The organism is Variovorax guangxiensis (genome assembly GCF_003952165.1).
Classification (GTDB): domain Bacteria; phylum Pseudomonadota; class Gammaproteobacteria; order Burkholderiales; family Burkholderiaceae_C; genus Variovorax; species Variovorax guangxiensis.
In genome coordinates this window covers 51,295-72,820 of the sequence record NZ_RXFT01000024.1, presented here as the reverse complement: position 1 = coordinate 72,820, position 21,526 = coordinate 51,295, and the positions used below count along the sequence as shown (strand labels likewise).

Genomic DNA, 21,526 nt, shown 5'->3' with positions numbered 1-21,526 from the left:
GGGCTTGCGCAAGACGCTCGTGAAAGAATCTTGGATCGGCGTCGCAGCGGGCTCTTCTCTGCTCTTTCCATATAGAGGAAGAAACACTCCCCAGGACGGCTCGACATCCCCTCCTCCGATAATCCGCGCCACATGGCACTCATCACACTCCTCGACGCGCAGCTCGCGTTCGGTCACGTCCCGCTGCTGGATCATGCGGACTTCTCTCTTATGGAATCGGAGCGCATCGGCCTGATCGGCCGCAACGGCGCGGGCAAGTCCTCCCTGCTCAAGATACTGGGCGGCCTGGAGAAGACCGACGACGGCACCCTGCAGCTGCAGCAGAACCTTCGCGTGGCCTACGTCGCCCAGGAGCCTGCGCTCGACATGGATGCAGACGTCTTCACCGCCGCCAGCCAGGGCCTGGCCCCGGTCATCGCGCTGCGCGATCTCTATCTCTCCGGCGCCGACGGCCTCGACCTCGACGCACTCCAGTCCCAGATCGAGGCCTTCGACGCCTGGAACTGGGAGCAGCGCGTCGAGGAGACGCTGCACCGCCTGCACCTCGACCGCAACGCCCGCGTCGGCTCTCTCTCAGGCGGCACCCGCAAGCGCGTAGCCCTCGCCCAGGCTCTCGTGGCGGCTCCGGACGTCCTTTTGCTCGACGAGCCCACCAACCACCTGGACCTCGACTCCATCGAATGGCTCGAGCAGCTGCTGATCGACTTCAAGGGCAGCGTCGTCACCGTCACCCATGACCGCAGCTTCCTGAACCGCGTCGCCACCCGCATCGTCGAGCTCGACCGGGGCAAGCTGGGCTCCTACCCCGGAAATTTCGAGCAGTACCTCGCCCAGAAGGAAGAGCAGCTCGCCCAGGAGGCGGTGATCAACGCCAAGGCCGACAAGCTGCTGGCCCAGGAGGAAATCTGGATCCGCAAGGGCGTGGAAGCCCGCCGCACCCGCAGCCAGAGCCGCATCACCCGCCTGCAGGAGCTGCGTGCCAGCCACGCCGCCCGACGGAACGTGCAGGGCAGCGTCAACATGGACGTGGCCTCGGGCCAGGCCAGCGGCAAGATCGTGGCCGAGCTCACCGACGCCACCAAGTCCTTCGGCGACAAGACCGTGATCCGCAAGTTCAGCGGCACCATCCTGCGCGGCGACAAGGTCGGCCTGCTCGGCCCCAACGGCGCGGGCAAGACCACCCTGCTGAAGCTGATCCTCGGCGAGCTCGAGCCCGACAGCGGCAAGATCCGCCGCGGCACCAACCTGCAGGTGGCGTACTTCGACCAGATGCGCGACAAGCTCGACCTCGACGCCACGCTGGAAGATTTCATCAGCCCCGGCAGCGAGTGGATCGAGATCGGCACCCAGAAGAAGCACGTCAAGAGCTATCTCTCCGACTTCCTCTTCTCCCCGGCGCGCGCCAACTCGCCCGTGCGCTCGCTCAGCGGCGGCGAGCGCAACCGGCTGCTGCTGGCGCGCCTGTTCGCGCGTCCGGCCAATGTTCTGGTGCTCGACGAGCCGACAAACGACCTCGACATCGACACCCTCGAGCTTCTCGAGAACCTGCTGCAGGACTACGACGGCACCGTGTTCCTCGTGAGCCACGACCGCACCTTCCTCGACAACGTGGTCACCAGCACCATCGCGTACGAGGGCGACGGCCGATGGCGCGAGTACGAAGGCAGCGTTCAGGACTGGCTGACGCAGTCCAAGCGCGCCCGCGAGATTGCCGAGCAGCGCCTTGCCACGGCAGCGGCAGCCGCACCGGCCGCGGCTCCCGCCCCTGCGGCGGAAGTGCCCACCCCGAAGGTGGCGCCAGGCCTGCGCAAGAAACTCTCTTACAAGGAGCAGCGTGAACTGGACGCGCTCCCCGCCCAGATCGCGGCCCTCGAGACCGAGCAGCAGCGCATCACCGAGTTGCTCGAGCTGGACGGCGGCGCCATCTACGCCACCGACTCCTCGCGCGCAGCCGAGCTGGCGGAGCGCCACGCCAAGATCGACGATGAGCTGCTGGCCGCCATGGAGCGCCAGGAAGAACTCTCCGCCGGACGCTGACAGCCGGGCGCGCCTGCCGTCCGACGCGCGGCGGGCGCCGACTAGGCTATATATGCGGCACCCTTCCAAGCCCGGGAAAGCCGCATGCCTCCATCCTTTCAGACGTTCTTCCGCCGGTCGACGGCACTGCTGGCGCTGTTGACCCTCGGCGCCTGCGCGCAACTGCCGCAGAACGTCGATCGCCCCGTCTCGACCGCCATCGCCGCGCCGGCCACCGGCACCGCGCTGGCCGACCTGGTGCAGCAGCGCCGGCAGGCCGAGAAGGCCCGCTACGAATCCGGCTTCCTTCTGCTGGGTGGTCCGCAGGCGGCCTACGGCAGCCGCCTCGCGCTGATCGAAGGCGCGCAGAAGACGCTGGACCTCCAGTACTACGCGATCCACGCCGACGCCAGCACCGGCCGCCTGGTGCGCGGCCTGCGCGCGGCCGCCGAGCGCGGCGTGCGGGTGCGCGTGCTGCTCGACGACTTCCACTCCACCGGCCGCGACGCGCTGGTGCTCGGCCTGGCCTTCATTCCCAACATCCAGATGCGGCTGTTCAACCCGCTCGCGGGTTCGCGCGATTCCACCTTCAGCCGCCTGCTCAACTCGATCGACGACGCCTCGCGCATCCAGCAGCGGATGCACAACAAGCTGTTCCTGGCCGACAACGTGCTGGGCGTGACGGGCGGGCGCAACCTGGGCGACGCCTACTTCGGCAACGCGACCAATGGCAACTTCGTCGATGTCGACGTGCTGGCCGCCGGCCCCATCGTGCAGGACCTGTCGCGCAGCTTCGACAGCTACTGGAACAACGAGCGCGCCTACCCGGTGCAGTCGCTGGTCACCCGCGAGGAGCTGCAGGCCATGCGCGACCGCGCGCGAAAGGCCGCCCAGGAACTGGCCGAGGAATCGGCCCGGCAGCAGGAAGGAGGCGCCGGAACGCCCACAGCCGAACAGCGCGCCCGAGCCTGGGACGAGAAGCCGCTCGACCTGCGCACAGCCACCTTCGTCTGGGCGCCGGCCGTGATGCTGGCCGACAAGCCCGGCAAGATTCCCGCCGACTCCGGCCCCGGCAACGCGAAGGCTCCGGGCCTGGTGGTCAGCCGTCCCGACGACAAGACAGGAAGTTCTCGCGGCCCGGCCTCGCTGGAAGCCGCCTCCGACATCGCAGCCAGCGGCGACACCGTGGTCGAGGGACTGCTGCAGCTCATCGGCCAGGCACGAACCGACCTGACCATCATCTCGCCCTACTTCGTGCCCGGAAAGGACATGCTGCAGGCCTTCTCCACGGCCCGCGCCCGCAACGTGCGCATCCGCGTGCTGACCAACTCGCTGGCCTCCAACGACGCGCCGGTGGCGCACGTGGGCTACGCGCGCCACCGCGAGGAACTGCTGAAAATGGGCATCGAGCTCTACGAACTGCGCAGCGAGCAGGCGAGCTTCGGCAATGTCTTCGGCTCCTCGGGCGGCAGCAGCGCCCCCGGCGAATCGCGCGCGATGCTGCACTCCAAGGTGCTGGTGATGGACGGCCGGCTGCTGGTGGTGGGCTCGATGAACCTCGACCTGCGCTCCCAACTGCAGAACACCGAGATCGCACTGCTGATCCGCAGCAACGAGCTCTCGCGCGCCGCCACCGAGCAGATCGAGCGCGGCATGCGCGAGCGCTCATGGCGCGTCGAGCTGGTCGACGGCTCGCTGGTGTGGCACGCGCCCCAGGGCAGCGGCCTGAAGGACGCCACCACCGAGCCCGACGCCGGCGCCATGCTGCGGCTGATGCTCAAGCTCTTCGGGCCGCTGGCGCCCGACCAGCTGCTCTGAGAGCGAAAGCGCCGCGGATCAGTGCTTGTGCTGGTGCGCCGCGCCGGCCGCGCCGCCGGCATCCGCGCCTTCGGGCGCACCCACGGGCAGCGTCACGTCCAGCGAGGTCTTCACGCCCTTGGCGTCTTCGAACTTGAGCGTCATCGGCACGGTCGCGCCTTTCGCCAGCGCGCCCTTCAGGTCCATCATCATCACGTGGTAGCCGCCGGGCTTGAGCTCGACGGTCTGGCCCGCGGGCAGGTCGAGGCCGGCGGAGAGCTCGCGCATCTTCATGGTGTCGCCCTCCATCTTCATCTCGTGCACTTCGGCGACACCGGCGGCCGGCGTGGAGATGCCCACCAGCTTCGCGCCGGTGGGCGAGGTCAGCTTCATGAAGGCGCCGGTGCCGCTCTGGCCCGGCACCGACTGACGCACCCAGCCGTCGCGCACGTCGACCGTGGCCACGCCCTGCGCCACCACGTTCAGCTTCGCGGCCGGGCTCTTCAGGCCGGCGGCGGAGCTGCCCGAGGCCGGCACCTCGGCCCAGTCGGCAGCGCCCACGTCGCAGGTCTGAAGCACCTTGAACCACAGCGTGCCCGGCGTGGCGGGCACCTTGCCGCGCAGCACGAACTCGGCGCGCTCGCTGCCGGGCAGCGCGTTCCCGGGCGTCTCGGCGGTCCAGCGGACCTCGCCTTCGCCGTCCTTGGTGCCCTTGTGCACGTCGAGCTTCCAGCCCTTGCGCGCCTGGGCGTCGCTCAGGATGAAGCCCCTGGGCAGGCGCACGGCCAGGCCGGTGGTGGCCTTGGCGCCTTCGCAGGCGTGGCCGACGCGGAAGGCGGCGTCGTAGTCGCTGCCGACGGTCACGCCGCCCGGGCGCAGGGTGACGTGCGCCACCGCGGCGCCCATGCCGGCCAGCATGGCGCATGCGGCGGTGGTCCTGAGGATGGCCATCGAAGTCGTTTTGTTCATGTCGTTTGGTCCTTGCGGTTGGAACGGGGAGTCATCGATCAAAGGTCGAACTTGAGTTCGGCCACGTAGGTGCGCTGCGGATACGGGTGGAAGGCCCAGTACCTGTTGTTGTTCAGGTTGTCGATGCCGAAGGAGGCGCTCCACTGCCGGTCGATCCGGTAGCGTATGCGCGCATCGACCACGAAGAACTTCGAGAAGCCCATGTACGCGAAGCCGTTGGGGTCGCTGTTGTCCAGGGTGCCGTACTGCCTGCCGCTGTAGCGCGCGCCCACGGTGTAGCTCCAGCGCTCGTCGGGCCGGTAGGTGGCCAGCAGCGTGGCGCGCACCCTCGGCACGCGCGGCTGGTCGTGCCCGACGCTGGCCGCGAAGCCGCTGTTGGCGGCGATCTTCGAGCGGGTCAGCGTGAGGCTGCCGCTCAGGTCCAGCCCGCGCACGCCGACGTCGACCGCGTTCAGCGCCACCTCCAGCCCGCGGGTGCGGATGGCGTCGACGTTCTGCACGGTGCTCACGAGGTTGGTGAGCGCCTGCGTATAGAGCGCGTCCCTGGTGTTCTCGAAAAAGAGCGTGGTGCGCAGCACGCCGTCGAGCCCCCAGCCCTTGAGGTCGCGCTCTGCCGTGAGTTCGGTGGTCCACGAGCGCTCGGGACGCAGGTTCGGGTTGGTGTTGACGATGCGGTTGCCGTCGATGGAGCCCTGGTAGAGCTCGCTCACTGTGGGCATGCGCACCGCGCGGCCGGTCGAGGCCTTGAGCAGCCAGTCGGAGGTGGCCTGCCAGGCGATGGCGGCCTTGGGCGAGTCGTAGCTGTTCTTGCGCGGCGCAAAGTTCAGCAGCGTGCTGGCGTTGCCGAGCTGGGCGCCGTAGGCCTCCCAGCGTTCGTGGCGCAGGCCGAGCGTGGTCTTCCAGTCCTTCGCGAAGCGCCAGGTGTCCTGCGCGTAGAGCGACTGCAGCCGGGTGTTGCCATTGAAGGCCGAGAACGGCGAGACGGGCGAGCCGCCGATCCAGTCGAGCGTGTTGCCGACGCTGGTGCGAAGCCGCGCCGTGTCCTGCTGGAAGCCGAAGTCGACCACATGCGCGCCCACGCCCTCGGCCGAGCCGGTGGGCCGCCAGGTGCCGGCCGCCTTGAAGGTGTTCCAGCCAGTGCCGCCCATGTCGGTCGTGCGGCCCGGGCCACCGCTGAAAGCGCCCGGCAATGGCGTGGTGGGCGTGCGGGAGGTGTCGCGCGAGTAGTCGTAGAGGCTGGCCGCCACCTCCCAGTCGAACACGCCGCCGGTGTGGCTCTTGACCGAAAGCCCGTGCATGTAGTGCGTGAGCGCGGTCTCGGTGGGCGCTAGCGCGGCACTGGGCGAATCGAGGTTGTAGCTGCGCCCGCCGATGTTCACCCGCCCGCCGTACACCGGCCGGCCGAAGGCGTCGCGCAGCCAGGTATCGACGCCGCCGTGGGTGGTGTTGTTCCATGCGCCCAGCGTGTAGGTGGCGCGCACGGTGGGCGAGAAGTCGTAGGCCAGCTTGAGCTTGGCCTGTTCCTGCGTGGTGTCGTAGATGGTGGAGCCGCCGACCAGCCACCAGGGCTGGTTCGACGGGTTCAGCCCGCCCACCGCGCCGGTCACCGGCGTGCCGGCACTGCCGACGGTGCCTGCGCTCACCAGCCGGTTGCCGAACACCAGCGCCTGCCCCTTGCTGTGCGTGCGCGAGGCGCTGAGCCACCACGACCAGTCGCCGCTGCGGCTGCCCAGCGACAGGTCGAGCTGCTGGCCGGCCGGCGAGGAATGGCTGTTGTAGAGGTCGAAGTTCGAGACGAAGCCGCTGAGCTTGACGTGCGCCTCGAACTTGGTGGGCATTCGCGTCACGTAGTCGACCACCGCGCCCACCGAGTTGCCGGGGTAGGCGGCCGAGAACGGCCCGTAGAGCACGTCGACGCGCTCGATCTCCTCCGGCGACACCATGCCCCAGCGCGGCGCATAGGTGGCGCCGTTGCCCAGCGGGTTCGACAGCATGATGCCGTCGGCGTACACCATTGAGCGCGCGCTGTTGCCGGTGCCCGAGGCGCGCGTGGCGAGCACCGCGTGGTTGAAGTCGCCGACGTACCGCTTGCGCACGACCAGGCTCGGCAGGTACTTCAGCGCGTCCTCGCTGTCGGTGGCGTTGACGGTCTCGACGATCTGCTCGTGCGTCACGCCCTCGATGGTGGTGGGGATCTGCGCGGGCAGCGAGGTCGGCCGGCCGCCGGTCACGGTGATGGTGTTGAGCGAGCGGCCGCCGGGGCCGCCTTCAGACGCCTCGGCCGGCTGCAGTTGCTGCGCCAGCGCGGGCGCGCCGAGGGGAAATGCCATGGCGATCGCCAGGGCTCGGGAATGCTTTTTCAAGAGGAACCTTCTCCACGAAGCTTCAAACCGGACAGGCCGGACAAGCCGCGCGCGCGCTTCGGGCGCGCATGCACGGCTAGGGTTTTGAGAGCGTCAGGAGAAGGTCGGGGGCCCGCGCGCCGGCAGCGGCGCCGCGGTGGCCGCGGCAAGGCGCGCGGCGGGAATGGGCTGGACCACGCGGCCCAGCGGGAGGGGAAGATCGAAAACCGGGGCGGCCATGGCCGGCGGCGGTGCGCCGGTCAGCACGCACAGCGGGCAGTCCATGTGCGAGGCGCCCATTTCCTTCACGCCGTCCTCGGTGTGGACCACCACCTTGATGGAGCCGGCGCCGGAGCACACCAGCTCCATGGCCTGCGGGTTCACCAGCGGCGACGCCGCCGCCACGCCCAGCGACATCACGAACCACAGCAGCACCCAGCGCCCGGCGAGGGCGATGGAGCGGGTGGATCGGTGCAGCGCGTGCATGGCGGCCGCGATTATCTGCGCACTTTGCCCTTGGCGGCAGGGGCCGGGGCCTTGGAAGGCGCGGCCTTGCCGGCTGCCTTGGCCGGCGCGCGGGCCCCGCCCCTCGGCGCGGCGGGCGCCGCCTTGGCCGACTTTCCGCCTCTTGCGGCAGCCGCGGGCGCCGCCTTTGCGCGCTGGCCCTTGACCGCCTTGCCGCCGCGCGCGGCCCTGGGTGCCGGCGAAGGCGCCGCGAGCGCGGGCATCGGCTGCGCCGTTTGCTCCTGCGCGTTGGTCAGCACCGGCGTCACGGTGAAGCCGCGCGCCGCCATCAGCGTCGGCAGGCCCTGCGGGCCGATCATGTGCAGCGCACCGACCGCGGCGAACACGCCCTTGCCGCTGGCGTGCAGGCGTTCGATGCCGTCGGCGAGGTTCGGATTGCGGTCGTCGAGCAGGCGCTTGAGCAGCCGCTGCTCGGCGGGCGTGTTGAGGCAGTCGCACCACTCGGGGTAGCGGGCCAGCCGGGCGGCATCGCTGCGGGCCCAGACGTCGGCCAGCTCCTTGATCTGGCCCCGCAGCTTGCCCGACTCGAGTTCGTCGAGGGCCGCGTCGACCTGCTCGGCCTCCTCGGCTTCGGAATTGCCGGTCAGCACCTTGAGCTGGTCTTGCGCATTCTCGAGAGCGACGATGGGCTTGTTGCCGTTGCGCGCGGCGACGGCCAGCGTCTCGTCCACGCCGAATTCAGGATAGAGGCCGTCGGCACGCCCCACCAGCCCGGCCAGCGCCGTGACCTGCAGGATCGGCTGCAGCTTCGACAGCGAGCCCGGCGGCACGCAGGCTTCGCTGTTCTGGCGCTCCAGCCGGCGGGCGCGCTCGCCGCTGATCATGCGGGCCAGCAGCTCGGGATCGGCGGGTCGGGCCATGGCGCGCGCGGTGGCTTCGTCGCGCATGTCGAGTTCGAGGGCGACGGTGTCGCTCTGCGTCAGCGCCTTCTGGATGGTGGGGCCGGGCCGCACCCAGTCGCCACGGCCGATGTGGATGGTTCCGTACAGCCACGAGGTGCGCCCGTCGCGCTCGATGCGCCAGAGCACGCCTCGGTCGACGCCGTTGCGCATGGCGACGCCGGGCTTCTCGAGGCTGGCGATGGCGGAAGGCGGGCAGGCGGCCTGGACCGCCCCGAAGGTGAAGAGGAAAGCGATGCCGCACAGGGGCGCGGCGAGGATCCGGAGTATCCGCAAGGCTTGCTCCACGATGAAAGAAAGTCCGGCATTCTCACAGCACCGCTGCCCATAATCCGAAACCATGCAAAGCATCTTCCACCTTGCCTTCAATGTCCGCGACCTCGACGGCGCCCGCCGCTTCTATGGCGGCGTACTCGGTTGCGCCGAAGGCCGAAGCACCGACACCTGGGTCGACTTCGACTTCTTCGGCCACCAGATTTCCCTTCATCTGGGCGAACCCTTTGCCACCGCCCGTACCGGCCGCGTCGGCGACGTGATGGTGCCCATGCCGCACTTCGGCCTCGCGCTCGCGCTGCCCGACTGGCAGGCGATGGCGCAGCGGCTGGAGGCCGCCGGCACCGAGTTCGTGCTGAAGCCGCAGGTGCGCTTCGAGGGACAGCCCGGCGAGCAGTGGACGATGTTCTTCCACGACCCGTTCGGCAATCCGATCGAGGTGAAGGGCTTCCGTTCCCTGGACTCCCTCTACGACAAGTAAGCAGATGATCCCGCGCCCGGCCGCCGTCATCGCGCCCCTGGCGCTGCTGTGCGCCACCCTCGCGCACGCCCAGCTCGACTGCGAACTCAACGGCCGCCCCGTGAACCCCGACAACGGCAGCAGCACCGCCGGCAAGACCGGCCTGCTGCGCTGCAAGGACCGCGCGAGCGGCGAGCTGCAGCGCGAGGAGCAGATACAGAACGGCGTGTCGATGGGCCTGGTGCGCATCTACGAGAAGGGCAAGCTCGCCAGGGAGCAAAGCGTCAACACCAAGGGCAACCTGCAGGGCCGCGCCCGCGAGTTCTCGCCCACCGGCCGCGTACTGCGCGACGCCACCTACGACGATGGCCAGGAGCGCGGCCTGGTGCGCAGCTTCTACCCCGACGGCAAGCTGCGGCGCGCGATCTTCTATCCGACCTCCGACACCGGCGGCGGCAACGAGCGCGCCTCGGTCGAGTTCACCGAGCACGGCCAGCTCTCGGCCCTGCGCTGCGCCGACGCGCCCACGCTGGCGCCGGTGGTCGACGACGCGAAGCTCTGCGGCTTCTCGGGCACCGGCCCCTCGCAGGTCGACCTGTTCGACGCGCGCGGCATCCTGCGCTCGCGCCTCGCGTACGTGTCGGGCAAGCGGGTGCGCGCGCAAAGCTTCTACGACAACGGCAAGACCTCGTCGCTCGACGAGACGGTGGGCAACCAGCGCGTCGAGCAGAGCTTTTCATCGGAAGGCGTCAAGCGCCGCGAGACCGCCTTCCTGCTGGTGGAGCGCACGAGCATCCGCGTGCGCGAGCAGGCCTTCTCCGAAAAGGGAACGCTGGTGCGCGACCAGCGCTGGAACAGCGCGGGCGAACCGATCGTCGACGACAGCTACTACCTCAACGGCCAGCCGCGCAGCAAGTCGGCCTACAGCGGCAACGGCGACGCGCGCGCGGTCGAGATCACCGAGTTCTACGACAGCGGCCAGCGCGCCGCGCAGGGCCGCTACGAGATACAGGGCCGAAACCGGCAGATACCGGTCGGCACCCACCAGCGCTTCAGCGAGAAAGGCACGCTGCTGGCCGAGTCGAGCTTCGACGCCAAGGGCCGCGTCACGCGCGAGCGCGCATGGGACGAGAACGGCGAGCTGCAGCGCGACGACGAAGTCTTCGAGGACGGCTCGCGCAAGGCATATACAAGATAACGCCCCCAGGCTCCGCGCACTTCGTGTCGCTTCTCCACCCCCTGCCGGGGGCAACACCTGCGGCCCGGCAGAGCCGGTTCCGCGGTGTTTCGCGAAAAGAGGCGCTCCTTGGCGAGCTCAGTCCAGCTTGATTCCCGCCTGCTTGATGATCGGGCCCCAGCGCTTCGACTCGGCACGCGACAGCGCCGCGAACTGCGCCGGCGTGCCCGGCATCGCTTCCATGCCGAAGTCGTCGAAGCGCTTCTGCACGGCCGGCGTGCTGAAAGCCTTGTTCAGGTCGCCGTTGAGCTTGTTCACCACCGCCGCCGGCAGGTTGGCCGGGCCCAGGATGCCCTGGAACGCGAACACTTCCGTGTTGGGCACGCCCACCTCGGCCAGCGTCGGCACGTTGGGCAGCGGCTTGCTGCGCGCGCCCGAGCCGATGGCCAGCACGCGCACCTTGTTGCTCTGCATGATCGGCAGGCCCGAGGCCAGGTCGAGGAACATGCAGGGCACCTGGCCGCCCATCACGTCGGCCATGGCGGGCGCGGCGCCGCGGTACGGGATGTGGGTGATGAAGGTGCCGGTGCGCACCTTGAACATTTCCATCGCCAGGTGGTGCGGCGAGCCGTTGCCGGGCGAGGCGTAGTTGACCTTGCCGGGGTTGGCCTTCACGTAGGCCAGGAAGTCCTTGAAGTTCTTCGCCGGGAAGTCGGGATGCACCACGAGCGCCAGCGGGAACTTGCCGATGGCGCCGATGTAGGTGAAGTCTTTCTCTGGGCTGAACGGCAGCTTGCTGAACAGGTGCTCGTTGAAGGCCAGCACCGCGTTGTCGGCCGACAGGATCGTGTAGCCGTCGGGCTTGCTCTTGGCGACGATATCGGCGCCGATGTTGGTCGAGGCGCCAGGGCGGTTGTCCACCACGATCTGCTGGCCCAGCGTCTGGCGCATCGATTCGGCCAGCACGCGCGCGATCACGTCGGTGCCGCCGCCTGCCGGATAGGGCACGACCCACTTGATGAGCTGCGCGGGGTATTCCTGCGCGCGGGCGAAGGGCGATGCGGCCATCGCGGCGCCGGAGGCGAGCGTGGCGATAAGGGTGCGGCGATCCATGGAATCAGTCTCCAATCTGCTGGTTGTATGTAGTTCCGGAAATCAGGAAGCGGAAAGCGATGGTACGGGCAGAGCCCGCAGCGCGTCGGCCAGCGCGGCGCGACAACGCGCCTCGTCGCCGACCTGCTCGAACAGCAGCAGAGCGAGCCGCGCGAGGAAGAGCGATTCGCGCTCGGTTCCAGCTTCGGTGATGGCTCGCGCGCATTCGGCATAGAGGCGGTCCCGGGCATCGGGTTGGAGCTGCGGGGCAGTGGTGGTCGTCATGCGGAAATCTCCCGGGCCGCGCGGGCCAGTGCGGGTTGCAGGGCGCCGGCCGGCAGGCGATGCCAGCGCGCGGCGACGTGGCCGTCGGGGCGCAGCAGGTAGACCGCGCCGTCCAACGCGCCGAGCGCCTCGAACACTGTCGGCGAGGCATGCGCGTCGGCGCTGTCGGTGCCCGGGCTTGCGATGGCGCGGAGCACGAAGGGCAGCGCGCCCTTGCATGCCCGCTCGATGTCGCCGGACGGCAGCGCGACGAGGTCTGGCCGCAGCACCAGCAGCGTGAAGGTGGGCGCGATCCAGTCGGTGAGGTGGCCGCGTTCGAGCTGTTGCTCGGGCATCGCCTCGCCCGGCAAAGGGCCAGCGGACAGATCGTCGCCATCGCTCGACAGCGGCGAGGCCGCATAGCGCACCGCCTGCGTCTGGCGCGGGTTGATGAGCTGCGCGATGCCGCGATGCTCCTCAGACAGTGACAGCGCCGCCTCGCGCAGCAGGTCGAAGCCGCGCGAGGGCGGCGACATGAACTCGGTGCTGCGCATGGCGTTCTCGGCGTTGACGTGGAAGGCCTCGATGCGCTCCTGCGAGTACGAATCGAGCAGCGCCGCATCGGACAGCCCCTTCGCGACGAAGGCCAGCTTCCACGCGAGGTTGTCCGCGTCGTCGAAGCCGGAGTTGAGCCCGCGCACGCCGAAGATCGGCATGGCATGCGCCGCGTTGCCCGCGAACATGACGCGACCGTGGCGGTAGCTCTCCAGCGTCATCGCGCCGGCGCGGTACACCGAAGTCCACACCGTCTTCCACGGCAGGTGGCCTTCGCCGATGGCGTCGAGGTGGCGCTGCACGAACTCCGCCACCGCCGCTGGCTGCAGCGCCTCCTCGGTGCTCTGGCCGGGGCGCAGCTGGTAGTCGATGCGCCAGATGTCGTCGGGCTGGCGGTGCATCAGCACGGTCGAGCCGGGGTTCCAGGGAGGGTCGAACCAGGCGCGGCGCTCGGTGGGGTGGCCGCTCTTGAGCTCGATGTCGATGATCACGTAGCGGCCTTCGTAGCCCGTCCCCTCGAGCGCGAGCCCCATCGTCTTGCGCACGAAGCTCTGGCCGCCGTCGCAGGCCGCGAGCCACTGGCCGCGCAGCCGGTAGGCGCCGAGGGCATTGCGCACGTCGAGCGTCACGCCCTCCTCGTCCTGCGCGAGGCCGGTGAGCTCGGTGCCCCAGCGGATGTCGACGAGCCCCGGCGTTTGTTCGTTGCGGCGCAGGATCTCCGCGAGCAGGTAGTGCTCGGCGTAGTACTGCTCGAGGTTGATCATCGGCGGCAGCTTCTGCCGCTCGTCGTTAGGCATCTCGAAGCGGAACACCTCGGCGGTCTTGTAGAAGCTGCGACCGCCGGTCCAGGGCAGGCCCTTGTCCATGAAGGCGGGCAACACGCCGAGCCGCTCCATGATCTCCAGGCTGCGGCGCGAGATGCAGGCCGCGCGGCTGCCCACGCACACGGTGTCGTCGGCTTCGAGGATCACGCTGCGCACGCCGTGGTTCGCGAGCCCCAGCGCGAGCGCCATGCCGACCGGCCCGCCGCCGGCGATCACCACGGGGTGGCTGGCTGCTTCGATGCCATCGGGGCCGAGTTCGGGCGTGCGGGGTTCATAGCGCGTGTAGTGGAAGGCACCGACCGAAGGCGGCACTCCGGCATCGGCGCCGGGCTTCGGCGGCACGGGGCCGCTGGCGGCATCGCCGAGGGTGGCAGCGGGGGAATTCGTCATCCGGCGGGATTGTCCCGATGCGCGAGGGGCGGCAATGTCATAACTTCGTACGAGGTGTTTACCCGCATGCGCGCCCTTTTCCTCTTCCTTTCCCAGCCATGAGACGCTGGCGCATCCACCCTTCCGAAGACGCCGCGCTGGCCGCGGCCGTGGTCGGCGACGTGCTCTCGGGCGTGGGCACGCCGCTGCTCGCGACCAGCTACCTCAAGGCCATGCAGCGCGTGATGCCGGTGACCTTCTGCACCGTGTTCGTGGTCGATGCCGCCGGCCGCATCGAGCTGGTGTCGGCCGCCAGCAGCTACGGCAGCACGGCCGAGCGCACATCGGAACGCTATGTGGCTCAGCGCTTCGACCTGCTCGACCCGAACATGGCCTGGCTCGCCGCGCGCAAGCTGCCCGGGCGCGCACAGCTATGGATGGGCCACCAGCGCGCCGACGAGGTGGCCGACCCGGTGTACCGCGCCGCCTGCTATGGCGACGTAGGCATCCGCGAGCGCGCGTCGGTGCTGTTGCTGCAGCCCACGGGGCAGCGCGTGGCGGTGAGCTTCTACCGCAGCCTCGCGCAGCCGGAGTTCGGCGCGGCGGATTTCGCGCTCATCGAGGCGCACGCCACGCTGCTGGCCGACGCCACCGCGGCGCACGGCCGCAGCGCGGTCGGCGCACGCAAGGCGGTGGAGCCCGACCTCGCCGAGCGGCTGCTGAGGCTGAGCCTGCGCGAGCGCGAAGTCATCGGCCACCTGATGGCGGGCCGCACGGCCAAGGAAGCGGCACGCGAGATCGGCGTGGAGCTGACTACCGTGCGCACCCACCAGTACCGGGCGTTCCGGCGGCTGGGGATACGGTCGCAGAAGGAGCTGCTGCGCGGCGCGGGGCCGCACTGAGCCGCTTCAGTCTTCCGGGGTTTCCTCTTCGGGCTGCGGCGCCTCGTCGCCGGCCTGCGGCTTGACCAGCGACACCGGCGCATCCTTCGGACGCCCCGCGGTGGACACGATCTCCTGGTCGATCGCGCCGAAGAGAGAGCGACCGTCCAGGCCCTTCATCTCGATGCGGATGGTGTCGCCGAACTTCATGAAGTCGGTATAGGGCTGGCCGGTCTGGATGGTCTCGATGCAGCGCTTCTCGGCGATGCACGAGTAGCCCTTGGGCCACTCCATCTGGCCGTCCTTCTTCTCCACGCCCTTGTTGCTCACGGTGCCGCTGCCGACGATGCTGCCGGCGCGCACGTTGCGGGTCTTGGCGATATGGGCGATGAGCTGGCCGAAGTGGAAGGTCATCTCCGGGCCGGCGTCGCACATGCCGACCTTGCGGCCGTTCCAGCTGCTTTGCAGCGCCAGGTGCACGCGGCCGTGCTGCCAGGCCTCGCCGAGTTCGTCGAGCGTGACGGCCACGGGGCTGAAGGCGGTGGCGGGCTTGCTCTGGAAGAAGCCGAAGCCCTTGGCGAGTTCGGCCGGGATGAGGTTGCGCAGGCTCACGTCGTTGGCCAGCATCACGAGGCGGATGCCGTCGAGCGCCTGGTCGGGCGTGGCACCCATGCGCACGTCGCCGGTGATGACCGCGATCTCGGCCTCGAAGTCGATGCCCATGGCCTCGCTGGGCACGACCACGTCGTCGGTCGGGCCGAGGAAGTCGTCGCTGCCGCCCTGGTACATCAGCGGGTCGGTGTAGAAGCTCTCGGGCACCTCGGCGTTGCGCGCCTTGCGCACCAACTCCACATGATTGATGTAGGCCGAGCCGTCGGCCCACTGGTAGGCGCGCGGCAGCGGGGCCATGCACATCGAGGGGTCGAAGGGAAAGGCGTGGCGCGCGCGGCCGGCATTGAGGCTCGCGTACAGGTCCTGCAGCTGCGGGCTCATGAAGCCCCAGTCGTCCAGCACCTGCTGCAGCCGGTTCGCGATGCCGGTGGCGTAGTGGGCGAGCGTGAGGTCGCGCGATACGACGACGAGCTGGCCGTCGCGCGAGCCGTCCTTCAGGGTGGCGAGTTTCATGATGCGGTGCGTGCGTGAGGACTGGAGCGGGCCGCCGGCACGGACCGGTCGCCGCTCCCACTTAAACTGGTTGAACGGGCGGCAGTTTACCGAGGTGGTCTTTGGTGAACCTCCGGGCCGGCGCCCCACTCCACTTACCGATGCCGACGCTCGTCGCCCCTTCTTCCTCGCCGTCGCTGCCTCCCGGCCTGCCGGGGCGTCCGTCGTGGCGGGTGCTGATCGGGCTGACGTTGCTGGTGGGGCTGGTCCACCTGCTGCTGCTCGGGCTGGCGCCGATGGCCATCGGGCCGGAGCCCTCGCCGCTGGCGAACAAGTTCAGCACACGCACCATCGTGATCGCGCCGCCGGCCGCCGAGGCGCCCGCGCCGGCAGCCGCCCCCGCAGAAGCGAAGCCCGCACCGCCCCCGAAGCCCAAGCGGCCGCGCGAAGCCTCGGTGCCCAGGCCGAAGCCGGCACCGAAGCCGGCCCCCGCCGAGCCGTCGCCCGAACCCGAGACAGCCGCGACACCAGCACCGGAAACGCCCGACCTGACAGCCCAGGCCGCTACCGATTCAGGAGCAGCACCACCCGAAGCGGCGGCCAGCGCGCCGGCTGGAGCGACATCGCCCTCCGGCGGCAGCGGAACCGGCACCCAGGCGGCGGCCGGCGGCGAGGCCTCGGGCACCATCGCCGGCACCCAGGCGATGAAGATCCCGGGCTCGGTCACGCTGGACTTCGAGGCCACCGGCCAGAGCGGCGCATCCCCCCAGCGCGGCGTGTTCGGCGAGCTGGTCTGGCTGCAGGACGGCACCCGCTACGACGGCCGGCTGACGCTCAAGGCGGTGTTCTTCACCCTGCTCAACTGGCACAGCACCGGGCGCATCGGCCCTTCAGGCCTGGAGCCGGAGCGGTACTCCGAAAGCCGCAAGTCCGAAGTGGCCTCGCATTTCGTGCGCGACCAGAACCAGATCGTCTTCAGCAACAACGCGCCCCCGGTGCCGCTGCTGCCGGGCGCGCAGGACCGCATGAGCGTGATGATGCAGCTCGGCGGCCTGCTGGCGGCCAGCCCGCAGCGCTATCCCGCCGGCACCAGGATCTCGGTGCAGACCGTGGGGCCGCGGGACGCCGAAGTCTGGGTTTTCGTGGTCGGCGAGGAGGAAAAGCTCAGCCTGCCCGCCGGCGAATTCACCGCCCGCAAGCTCACCCGCGACCCGCGCAAGGCCTTCGACAGGAAACTGGAACTCTGGCTGGCCCCGGAATACGGGTATCTACCCGTGCGGATCAGGCAAACCGAGGCCAACGGGGACTTCGCTGACGCGCAGTTGCGCAAACCCCTGCCCTCCGGCCCGCCCAATTGAGGAGAAAGTCACGCTAACGAAGCGAAAGGAGCCAGAGATAGGCCAATTAGCCAGTTGGTTTTACAGATAGACAACCTATCTTGAAACTGGCGCGTTGATTGCTATCTAACCCCCATGAACGCCATCGACATTCTCACAGGGCCCGCCATGAACATGCTTTATGACTCGGAGTCTTTCGTCGTCGTCCACGTGCAGCCCAATGAAGGCGAGGACTCCGCGCAGCCGAACATGCCGGTCCTCGAACGCCATGGCTTCGAGATCGTGGACAAGCGTTCGGGCAAGGAGGTGTACCTCGATGGCTCCTGGGCCGAACTGTTCCAGCAACAGATCGCCGCCTGGCAGCTCAACACCCCCACGCAGGAAGAAGTCGAGGACACCCTCGAAGGCTACGCGGAACTGGCGCACACGCCCGTTCTGGTGCACTGAAGCCGCTTCCGGCCCCCCCAAGCTCCCTTCGGAGCGACAGAAAGCGCCCCCCGCGGGCGCTTTTTTCATGGCCGCGCCGGCCTTGCTGCGTCCTGGCGGTAGATCCACCGGAACATCGGCCCCACGATCAGCAGCACCGCCACCAGCCGGCAGACCTGGAAGGCCGTGACCACCGGCACGCCCAGCTGCAGCACCTTGGCGGTGATCGACATCTCCGCGATGCCGCCCGGCGAGGTGCCCAGGATCATCGTGGCCGGGTGCAGCCCCGTCGCCCACGCCAGCAGCCATGCCACGCCACCGCAGAGCACCAGCATGCCGAAAGTGCCCAGAACCACCGAGCCCAGCCAGCGCGGCGCCGTGTGCAGGAACTCCCGGCTGAAGCGCACGCCCAGGCTCACCGCGATCACCAGTTGCGCCGCGTTCGACATCCACGTGGGCACGGCCGACAGCGACTGGCCCGCGATGGTGAAGCCCATCGCCACCAGCAGCGGCCCGATGAACCACGGATTGGTGCGCTTCAGCGCGCGCATCGCGAGCGCGCCGATGCCGGTCGCCACCGCCAGCAACGCGAGGCCGCCGGGGCTCACTTCGCGCACGCCGGGCGGGTTGATCTCCAGCCCGTGCAGGCCGCTCCACTGCATCGCGAACGGGATGGTCACCGTCACCACCACCAGCCGCAGGCTGTGCGCCGCGGCCACGAGGTCGGTGCGCGCGCCGGCCGATTCGGCCATCAGCGTCATCTCCGAGGCACCGCCGATAGCGCCGGAGAAGTAAGTCGTGGCTCTCATGGATTTCGCCGGCACCTGCGGCATGCGCGACGCATGCATCGCGTGGAGCCAGCGCCCGAATCCCACGCCCAGCAGCAGCGCCCACGCGATCGCCAGCACGATCGCCCACCAGACGCTGGCCACCAGCGCCACCACGTGCGGCGTGAAGTACAGCCCCAGCGCGGTGCCGATGGTCCACTGCCCCGCGTTGCGCAGCGGCGTGTAGCTCGCGGTGGGTGCGCCGGCAATCGAGGCCAGCGACACCGCGAGCAGCGGGCCGATCATCCAGGGCAGCGGCGTGCGCAGCGCCAGGCACGCGCCCGCGGCAGCGAGCGCCAGCAGCAGCGTGGCCAGCACGCGAACGGGATATCGGGAAGACACGGACCGGAAGAAGGGACGACAGGGAAAAGCGGCGGCGGACGGCACCGCGGGCGCGCGCCGGGGGCATAGTATGGCGCGATGCTTCTTCCTCACCGGCCCGCTCGGGCTTCCTGGCTGCCGCTGCTGCTCCCCCTCTTCGCCGCGGCCACGCTCGCGGGCTGCTCGGCGCTTTCCAGCCTTTCCGCCTCGGGTGCCGATGCGCCCGACGCCCCCATCGCGCGCCGCGTCGCGGCATTGCAGCCGGTCGATGCCCTGCTGCTCGGCGAGCAGCACGACGCGAGCGAGCACCACGTCATCGAGCGCGAGACGGTCGAGGCGCTGGCCGCGCGCGGCCACCTCGCCGCGCTGGCGCTGGAGATGGCCGAGGAAGGCCGCAGCACCGCGCAGCTCGCGTCCACCGCCACCGAAGCGCAGGTGCAGGCCGCGCTCGACTGGAGCGACAAGGCCTGGCCCTGGGCCAGCTACGGCCCCGCCGTGATGGCCGCCGTGCGCGCCGGCGTGCCGGTGGTCGGCGCCAACCTGCCGCGCTCGCGCATGAAGAACGCGATGGCCGACGTCTCGCTCGACGTGCAGCTCAACGGCGAAGCTTTCGCCGCCCAGCAGGACGCCGTGCGCGACGGCCATTGCCGGATGCTTCCCGAATCGCAGATCGTTCCCATGACCCGCATCCAGGTGGGCCGCGACCGCGCGATGGCGCAGGCCATCGTCAAGGCGAGGAAGCCGGGCCAGACGGTGCTGCTCATCGCCGGCGCCGGCCACGTGGTGCGCGCGCTCGGCGTGCCGCAGCACCTGCCCGACGACGTGAAGATCGCCACCGTGCGGCTGCTGGCGGCGCCGGCTTCGGCGGCTGGCCCCGAGACCGGCGACTACGACCGCATCTGGCGCACGCCGCCGCTGCCCGAGAAGGACTACTGCGCCGAGTTCAAGCGCCAGGCCCGGCCGCAGCCCAGGACCTGAACGAGGCGAGGCAGAGGCGCGCCGCGCGGCCGGTCCCCGTTCAGAACGCGAGCTGCATCGTCTCCTGCACCGCCGTTGCGATTGCGGGCCTGCATTCTCCGGCGCCGGGCAGCGCACCTTCATGCTCCAGCAGGCGCCGCTTGCGCACGACACCGCCCGCGTAGCCCTTGAGCTCGCCGTTCCTGCCGATCACGCGGTGGCAAGGCACGACGATGCTGACGGGGTTCGATCCGTTGGCCGCGCCGACGTCGATGGCCGCGCGCGGATCGTCGAAGCCCAGCTGCTTCGCGAGTTCGCCGTAGCTGGTGGCGCGGCCCGCCGGAATGCGGCGCAGCGCGGCCCACACCTTGCGCTGAAGCGAGTCGCCCAGCGTGGCTACGGGCAGCGCTTCGATGGCGGCGAGATCGCCGTCGAAGTAGCGGCGCAATGCATCGGCCACCGCATGCGGTGCAGCGCTTCCTTCAGCCAGTTCGAACTCGCCTTCGTGCAACTGGCGCAGAAGACGATGCAGGCGGGCGCGATGGTCCGCGTAGTCCAGCGCATGGATCGCGCCGGCGTCGTCGACGACGAGAAGGAGCCCGCCCAGCGGCGACTCGATGCGGCTCAATTGCAGCTTCAGCATGATCGTGTCCTCGGAAAAGAGAAGGCGGCGGGGCCGCGAACATTCACATGCTGCGCGTTCCCCGCCGCCTTTACTCGCCGTATCCGGACATCGATCTGCGGCTGCCGCCGCATGTCCTTTCAGCGCTTGTTCAGGCGTGCGCCTTGATCGAATCGGCCAGCGTGTTCACCAGCGTGTCGATGTGCGACTTCTCCACGATGTACGGCGGCGCGATCACCAGCACGTCGCCCGCGGGCCGCACCAGCGCGCCCTTGTGGAAGCAGTCGAGGAAAATCTCGTAGGCGCGCTTGCCCGGCGTGCCCGCGATGGGCGCGAGCTCCACCGCAGCGGCGAGGCCGAGGCTGCGGATGCTGGTGACGTTGGGCAGGCCCTTCAAGGTGCTGTGGAAGGCGTCGCCCAGCACCTTGCCCATTTCGCCGGCGCGCGCGAAGAGGTTCTCCTGCCTGAACAGATCGAGCGTGGCAATGGCCGCGGCGCAGGCCACCGGGTGGCCCGAGTAGGTGTAGCCGTGGAAGAACTCGACCACGTGCTCGGGCGCGTCGGTCTTCATCATCGCGTCGTAGAGCTTGTCGCGGCAGATCACGCCGCCCAGCGGGATGACGCCGTTGGTCACGCACTTGGCGAAGTTCAGCATGTCGGGCACCACGCCGAAGTAGTCGGACGCGAAGTTGGTGCCCATGCGGCCGAAGCCGGTGATGACCTCGTCGAAGATCAGCAGGATGCCGTGCTTGTCGCAGATCTCGCGCAGGCGCTTGAGATAGCCCTTGGGCGGCAGGTACCAGCCGGCCGAGCCGGCCACCGGCTCCACGATGATCGCGGCCACGTTGCTCGGGTCGTGCAGCGGCAGGATGCGCGTCTCGAGCTCGACCAGCGGGTCTTCGGCCCACACCGGCTCCTCGTTGTGGATGTAGGCGTGGTTCACCGGATCGTGGATGAAGCGCATGTGGTCCACGCGCGGCAGGAACGCCGAGCCGAACACCTTGCGGTTGCCCGGTATGCCGCCCACCGACATGCCGCCGAAGCCCACGCCGTGGTAGCCCTTCTCGCGGCCGATGAACACATTGCGGTGGCCCTCGCCGCGCGCGCGGTGGTAGGCCAGCGCCACCTTCATCGAGGTGTCGGCGGCTTCCGAGCCCGAATTGCAGAAGAGCACCTTGTTCAGGTCGCCCGGGGCCAGCGAGGCGATCATCTCGGCCGCCTTGAAGGCACGGTCGTTGCTCACCTGGAAGGCGGTGGCGTAGTCCAGCGTGTCGAGCTGCTGCTTGATCGCCTCGTTGATCGGCTTGCGGTTGTGGCCCGCGCCCACGCACCACAGCGACGAGATGCCGTCGATCACCTTGCGGCCGTCGTGGGTGGTGAACTCCATGCCGTCGGCCGCCACGAACACCCGCGGGTCCTTGCGGAAATGACGGTTGGGGGTGAAGGGCAACCACTGGTTGTCCATGTTGAAGTCCTGGTAGGCCATGTC

General features: G+C 69.5%; 20 protein-coding genes. 8 read left to right on the top strand and 12 right to left on the bottom strand.

All coding sequences use genetic code 11. The features are described 5' to 3' along the window. Positions 1 to 195: hypothetical protein (locus EJP67_RS33850; protein WP_206169591.1), on the bottom strand; the 195-nt coding region annotated here is incomplete at its 3' end. Here EJP67_RS33850 and EJP67_RS32515 point away from each other — a divergent pair. After that, on the top strand, positions 133 to 2,037 hold the full coding sequence (locus EJP67_RS32515; protein WP_126025837.1) for an ATP-binding cassette domain-containing protein: 1,905 nt from the start codon (positions 133 to 135) through the stop codon (positions 2,035 to 2,037). The two genes, EJP67_RS33850 and EJP67_RS32515, sit on opposite strands and share 63 nt — an antisense overlap. An 84-nt stretch (positions 2,038 to 2,121) precedes the next feature. Continuing rightward, entirely contained in the window at positions 2,122 to 3,834 is a 1,713-nt protein-coding gene (locus EJP67_RS32510) for a phospholipase D family protein (RefSeq protein WP_126025836.1), read from the top strand. An 18-nt stretch (positions 3,835 to 3,852) separates the two neighbouring features. On the opposite strand, the gene EJP67_RS32505 is transcribed toward EJP67_RS32510, so the two are convergent. From EJP67_RS32505 to EJP67_RS32490, 4 genes are all read right to left on the bottom strand, one after another. Then, complete coding sequence (locus EJP67_RS32505; protein ID WP_126025835.1) at positions 3,853 to 4,782, bottom strand: copper chaperone PCu(A)C domain-containing protein; 930 nt, start codon at positions 4,780 to 4,782, stop codon at positions 3,853 to 3,855. 38 nt (positions 4,783 to 4,820) lie between these two features. Then, positions 4,821 to 7,112 carry a TonB-dependent receptor gene (locus EJP67_RS32500; RefSeq protein WP_126025834.1) on the bottom strand — a complete coding sequence of 764 codons (2,292 nt, stop codon included), beginning with the start codon at positions 7,110 to 7,112 and terminating at the stop codon, positions 4,821 to 4,823. A 126-nt stretch (positions 7,113 to 7,238) separates the two neighbouring features. After that, entirely contained in the window at positions 7,239 to 7,610 is a 372-nt protein-coding gene (locus EJP67_RS32495; protein ID WP_126025833.1) for a DUF2946 family protein, read from the bottom strand. 11 nt (positions 7,611 to 7,621) lie between these two features. Next, positions 7,622 to 8,824 carry a TraB/GumN family protein gene (locus tag EJP67_RS32490; protein WP_126025832.1) on the bottom strand — a complete coding sequence of 401 codons (1,203 nt, stop codon included), beginning with the start codon at positions 8,822 to 8,824 and terminating at the stop codon, positions 7,622 to 7,624. 64 nt (positions 8,825 to 8,888) lie between these two features. Here EJP67_RS32490 and EJP67_RS32485 point away from each other — a divergent pair, with 64 nt between their 5' ends. Continuing rightward, complete coding sequence (locus EJP67_RS32485) at positions 8,889 to 9,302, top strand: VOC family protein (RefSeq protein WP_126025831.1); 414 nt, start codon at positions 8,889 to 8,891, stop codon at positions 9,300 to 9,302. 4 nt (positions 9,303 to 9,306) lie between these two features. Next, positions 9,307 to 10,479, top strand: coding sequence for a toxin-antitoxin system YwqK family antitoxin (locus tag EJP67_RS32480; RefSeq protein ID WP_126025830.1), 1,173 nt, complete (start codon positions 9,307 to 9,309; stop codon positions 10,477 to 10,479). A 117-nt stretch (positions 10,480 to 10,596) separates the two neighbouring features. On the opposite strand, the gene EJP67_RS32475 is transcribed toward EJP67_RS32480, so the two are convergent. The 3 genes from EJP67_RS32475 to EJP67_RS32465 are packed head-to-tail and all read right to left on the bottom strand — an operon-like array spanning position 10,597 to position 13,583. Continuing rightward, positions 10,597 to 11,571, bottom strand: coding sequence for a Bug family tripartite tricarboxylate transporter substrate binding protein (locus EJP67_RS32475; RefSeq protein WP_126025829.1), 975 nt, complete (start codon positions 11,569 to 11,571; stop codon positions 10,597 to 10,599). Positions 11,572 to 11,613: 42 nt separating this feature from the next. Further along, positions 11,614 to 11,835 (bottom strand): DUF2783 domain-containing protein, encoded by a 222-nt coding sequence (locus EJP67_RS32470; protein WP_126025828.1) that lies wholly within the window; start codon positions 11,833 to 11,835, stop codon positions 11,614 to 11,616. Beyond that, complete coding sequence (locus tag EJP67_RS32465) at positions 11,832 to 13,583, bottom strand: FAD-dependent monooxygenase (protein WP_126025827.1); 1,752 nt, start codon at positions 13,581 to 13,583, stop codon at positions 11,832 to 11,834. Before EJP67_RS32465 ends, EJP67_RS32470 begins: the two co-directional genes overlap by 4 nt. Before the next feature lie 98 nt (positions 13,584 to 13,681). On the opposite strand from EJP67_RS32465, the gene EJP67_RS32460 reads away from it, so the two are divergent. Continuing rightward, on the top strand, positions 13,682 to 14,464 hold the full coding sequence (locus tag EJP67_RS32460; RefSeq protein WP_126025826.1) for a helix-turn-helix transcriptional regulator: 783 nt from the start codon (positions 13,682 to 13,684) through the stop codon (positions 14,462 to 14,464). Between the two features lie 6 nt (positions 14,465 to 14,470). Here the strand turns inward: EJP67_RS32460 and EJP67_RS32455 are convergent, their stop codons facing one another. After that, complete coding sequence (locus tag EJP67_RS32455) at positions 14,471 to 15,568, bottom strand: fumarylacetoacetate hydrolase family protein (protein WP_126025825.1); 1,098 nt, start codon at positions 15,566 to 15,568, stop codon at positions 14,471 to 14,473. 140 nt (positions 15,569 to 15,708) lie between these two features. Between EJP67_RS32455 and EJP67_RS32450 the strand changes: the two genes are divergently transcribed. Then, positions 15,709 to 16,905 carry a DUF3108 domain-containing protein gene (locus EJP67_RS32450; protein ID WP_126025824.1) on the top strand — a complete coding sequence of 399 codons (1,197 nt, stop codon included), beginning with the start codon at positions 15,709 to 15,711 and terminating at the stop codon, positions 16,903 to 16,905. Between the two features lie 114 nt (positions 16,906 to 17,019). After that, positions 17,020 to 17,331: a BTH_I0359 family protein gene (locus EJP67_RS32445; protein WP_126025823.1), complete on the top strand. Its 312-nt coding sequence runs from the start codon at positions 17,020 to 17,022 to the stop codon at positions 17,329 to 17,331. 65 nt (positions 17,332 to 17,396) lie between these two features. Here EJP67_RS32445 and EJP67_RS32440 read toward each other — a convergent pair whose 3' ends face one another. Then, complete coding sequence (locus EJP67_RS32440; protein WP_126025822.1) at positions 17,397 to 18,479, bottom strand: AbrB family transcriptional regulator; 1,083 nt, start codon at positions 18,477 to 18,479, stop codon at positions 17,397 to 17,399. A gap of 78 nt (positions 18,480 to 18,557) precedes the next feature. Between EJP67_RS32440 and EJP67_RS32435 the strand changes: the two genes are divergently transcribed. Continuing rightward, positions 18,558 to 19,436 carry a ChaN family lipoprotein gene (locus EJP67_RS32435; RefSeq protein ID WP_126025821.1) on the top strand — a complete coding sequence of 293 codons (879 nt, stop codon included), beginning with the start codon at positions 18,558 to 18,560 and terminating at the stop codon, positions 19,434 to 19,436. A gap of 40 nt (positions 19,437 to 19,476) precedes the next feature. Here the strand turns inward: EJP67_RS32435 and EJP67_RS32430 are convergent, their stop codons facing one another. Both EJP67_RS32430 and aptA read right to left on the bottom strand, forming a co-directional pair. After that, the gene (locus tag EJP67_RS32430; protein ID WP_126025820.1) at positions 19,477 to 20,058 is read right to left on the bottom strand and encodes a methylated-DNA--[protein]-cysteine S-methyltransferase; all 582 of its coding nucleotides are present in this window, start codon (positions 20,056 to 20,058) and stop codon (positions 19,477 to 19,479) included. A gap of 130 nt (positions 20,059 to 20,188) precedes the next feature. Next, a complete protein-coding gene (gene aptA, locus EJP67_RS32425) occupies positions 20,189 to 21,523 on the bottom strand; it encodes an omega-aminotransferase AptA (RefSeq protein WP_126025819.1) in 1,335 nt (444 codons plus the stop codon). Positions 21,524 to 21,526 lie beyond the last annotated feature (3 nt).

Bases quoted from the DNA above. Each gene is read 5' to 3' on its own strand.
- EJP67_RS32515 (WP_126025837.1), top strand. From the start codon at position 133: ATGGCACTCATCACACTCCTCGACGCGCAGCTCGCGTTCGGTCACGTC.
- EJP67_RS32510 (WP_126025836.1), top strand. From the start codon at position 2,122: ATGCCTCCATCCTTTCAGACGTTCTTCCGCCGGTCGACGGCACTGCTG.
- EJP67_RS32505 (WP_126025835.1), bottom strand. From the start codon at position 4,782: ATGAACAAAACGACTTCGATGGCCATCCTCAGGACCACCGCCGCATGC.
- EJP67_RS32500 (WP_126025834.1), bottom strand. From the start codon at position 7,112: ATGGCATTTCCCCTCGGCGCGCCCGCGCTGGCGCAGCAACTGCAGCCG.
- EJP67_RS32495 (WP_126025833.1), bottom strand. From the start codon at position 7,610: ATGCACGCGCTGCACCGATCCACCCGCTCCATCGCCCTCGCCGGGCGC.
- EJP67_RS32485 (WP_126025831.1), top strand. From the start codon at position 8,889: ATGCAAAGCATCTTCCACCTTGCCTTCAATGTCCGCGACCTCGACGGC.
- EJP67_RS32480 (WP_126025830.1), top strand. From the start codon at position 9,307: ATGATCCCGCGCCCGGCCGCCGTCATCGCGCCCCTGGCGCTGCTGTGC.
- EJP67_RS32475 (WP_126025829.1), bottom strand. From the start codon at position 11,571: ATGGATCGCCGCACCCTTATCGCCACGCTCGCCTCCGGCGCCGCGATG.
- EJP67_RS32470 (WP_126025828.1), bottom strand. From the start codon at position 11,835: ATGACGACCACCACTGCCCCGCAGCTCCAACCCGATGCCCGGGACCGC.
- EJP67_RS32465 (WP_126025827.1), bottom strand. From the start codon at position 13,583: ATGACGAATTCCCCCGCTGCCACCCTCGGCGATGCCGCCAGCGGCCCC.
- EJP67_RS32460 (WP_126025826.1), top strand. From the start codon at position 13,682: ATGAGACGCTGGCGCATCCACCCTTCCGAAGACGCCGCGCTGGCCGCG.
- EJP67_RS32455 (WP_126025825.1), bottom strand. From the start codon at position 15,568: ATGAAACTCGCCACCCTGAAGGACGGCTCGCGCGACGGCCAGCTCGTC.
- EJP67_RS32450 (WP_126025824.1), top strand. From the start codon at position 15,709: ATGCCGACGCTCGTCGCCCCTTCTTCCTCGCCGTCGCTGCCTCCCGGC.
- EJP67_RS32445 (WP_126025823.1), top strand. From the start codon at position 17,020: ATGAACGCCATCGACATTCTCACAGGGCCCGCCATGAACATGCTTTAT.
- EJP67_RS32435 (WP_126025821.1), top strand. From the start codon at position 18,558: ATGCTTCTTCCTCACCGGCCCGCTCGGGCTTCCTGGCTGCCGCTGCTG.
- EJP67_RS32430 (WP_126025820.1), bottom strand. From the start codon at position 20,058: ATGCTGAAGCTGCAATTGAGCCGCATCGAGTCGCCGCTGGGCGGGCTC.
- aptA (WP_126025819.1), bottom strand. From the start codon at position 21,523: ATGGCCTACCAGGACTTCAACATGGACAACCAGTGGTTGCCCTTCACC.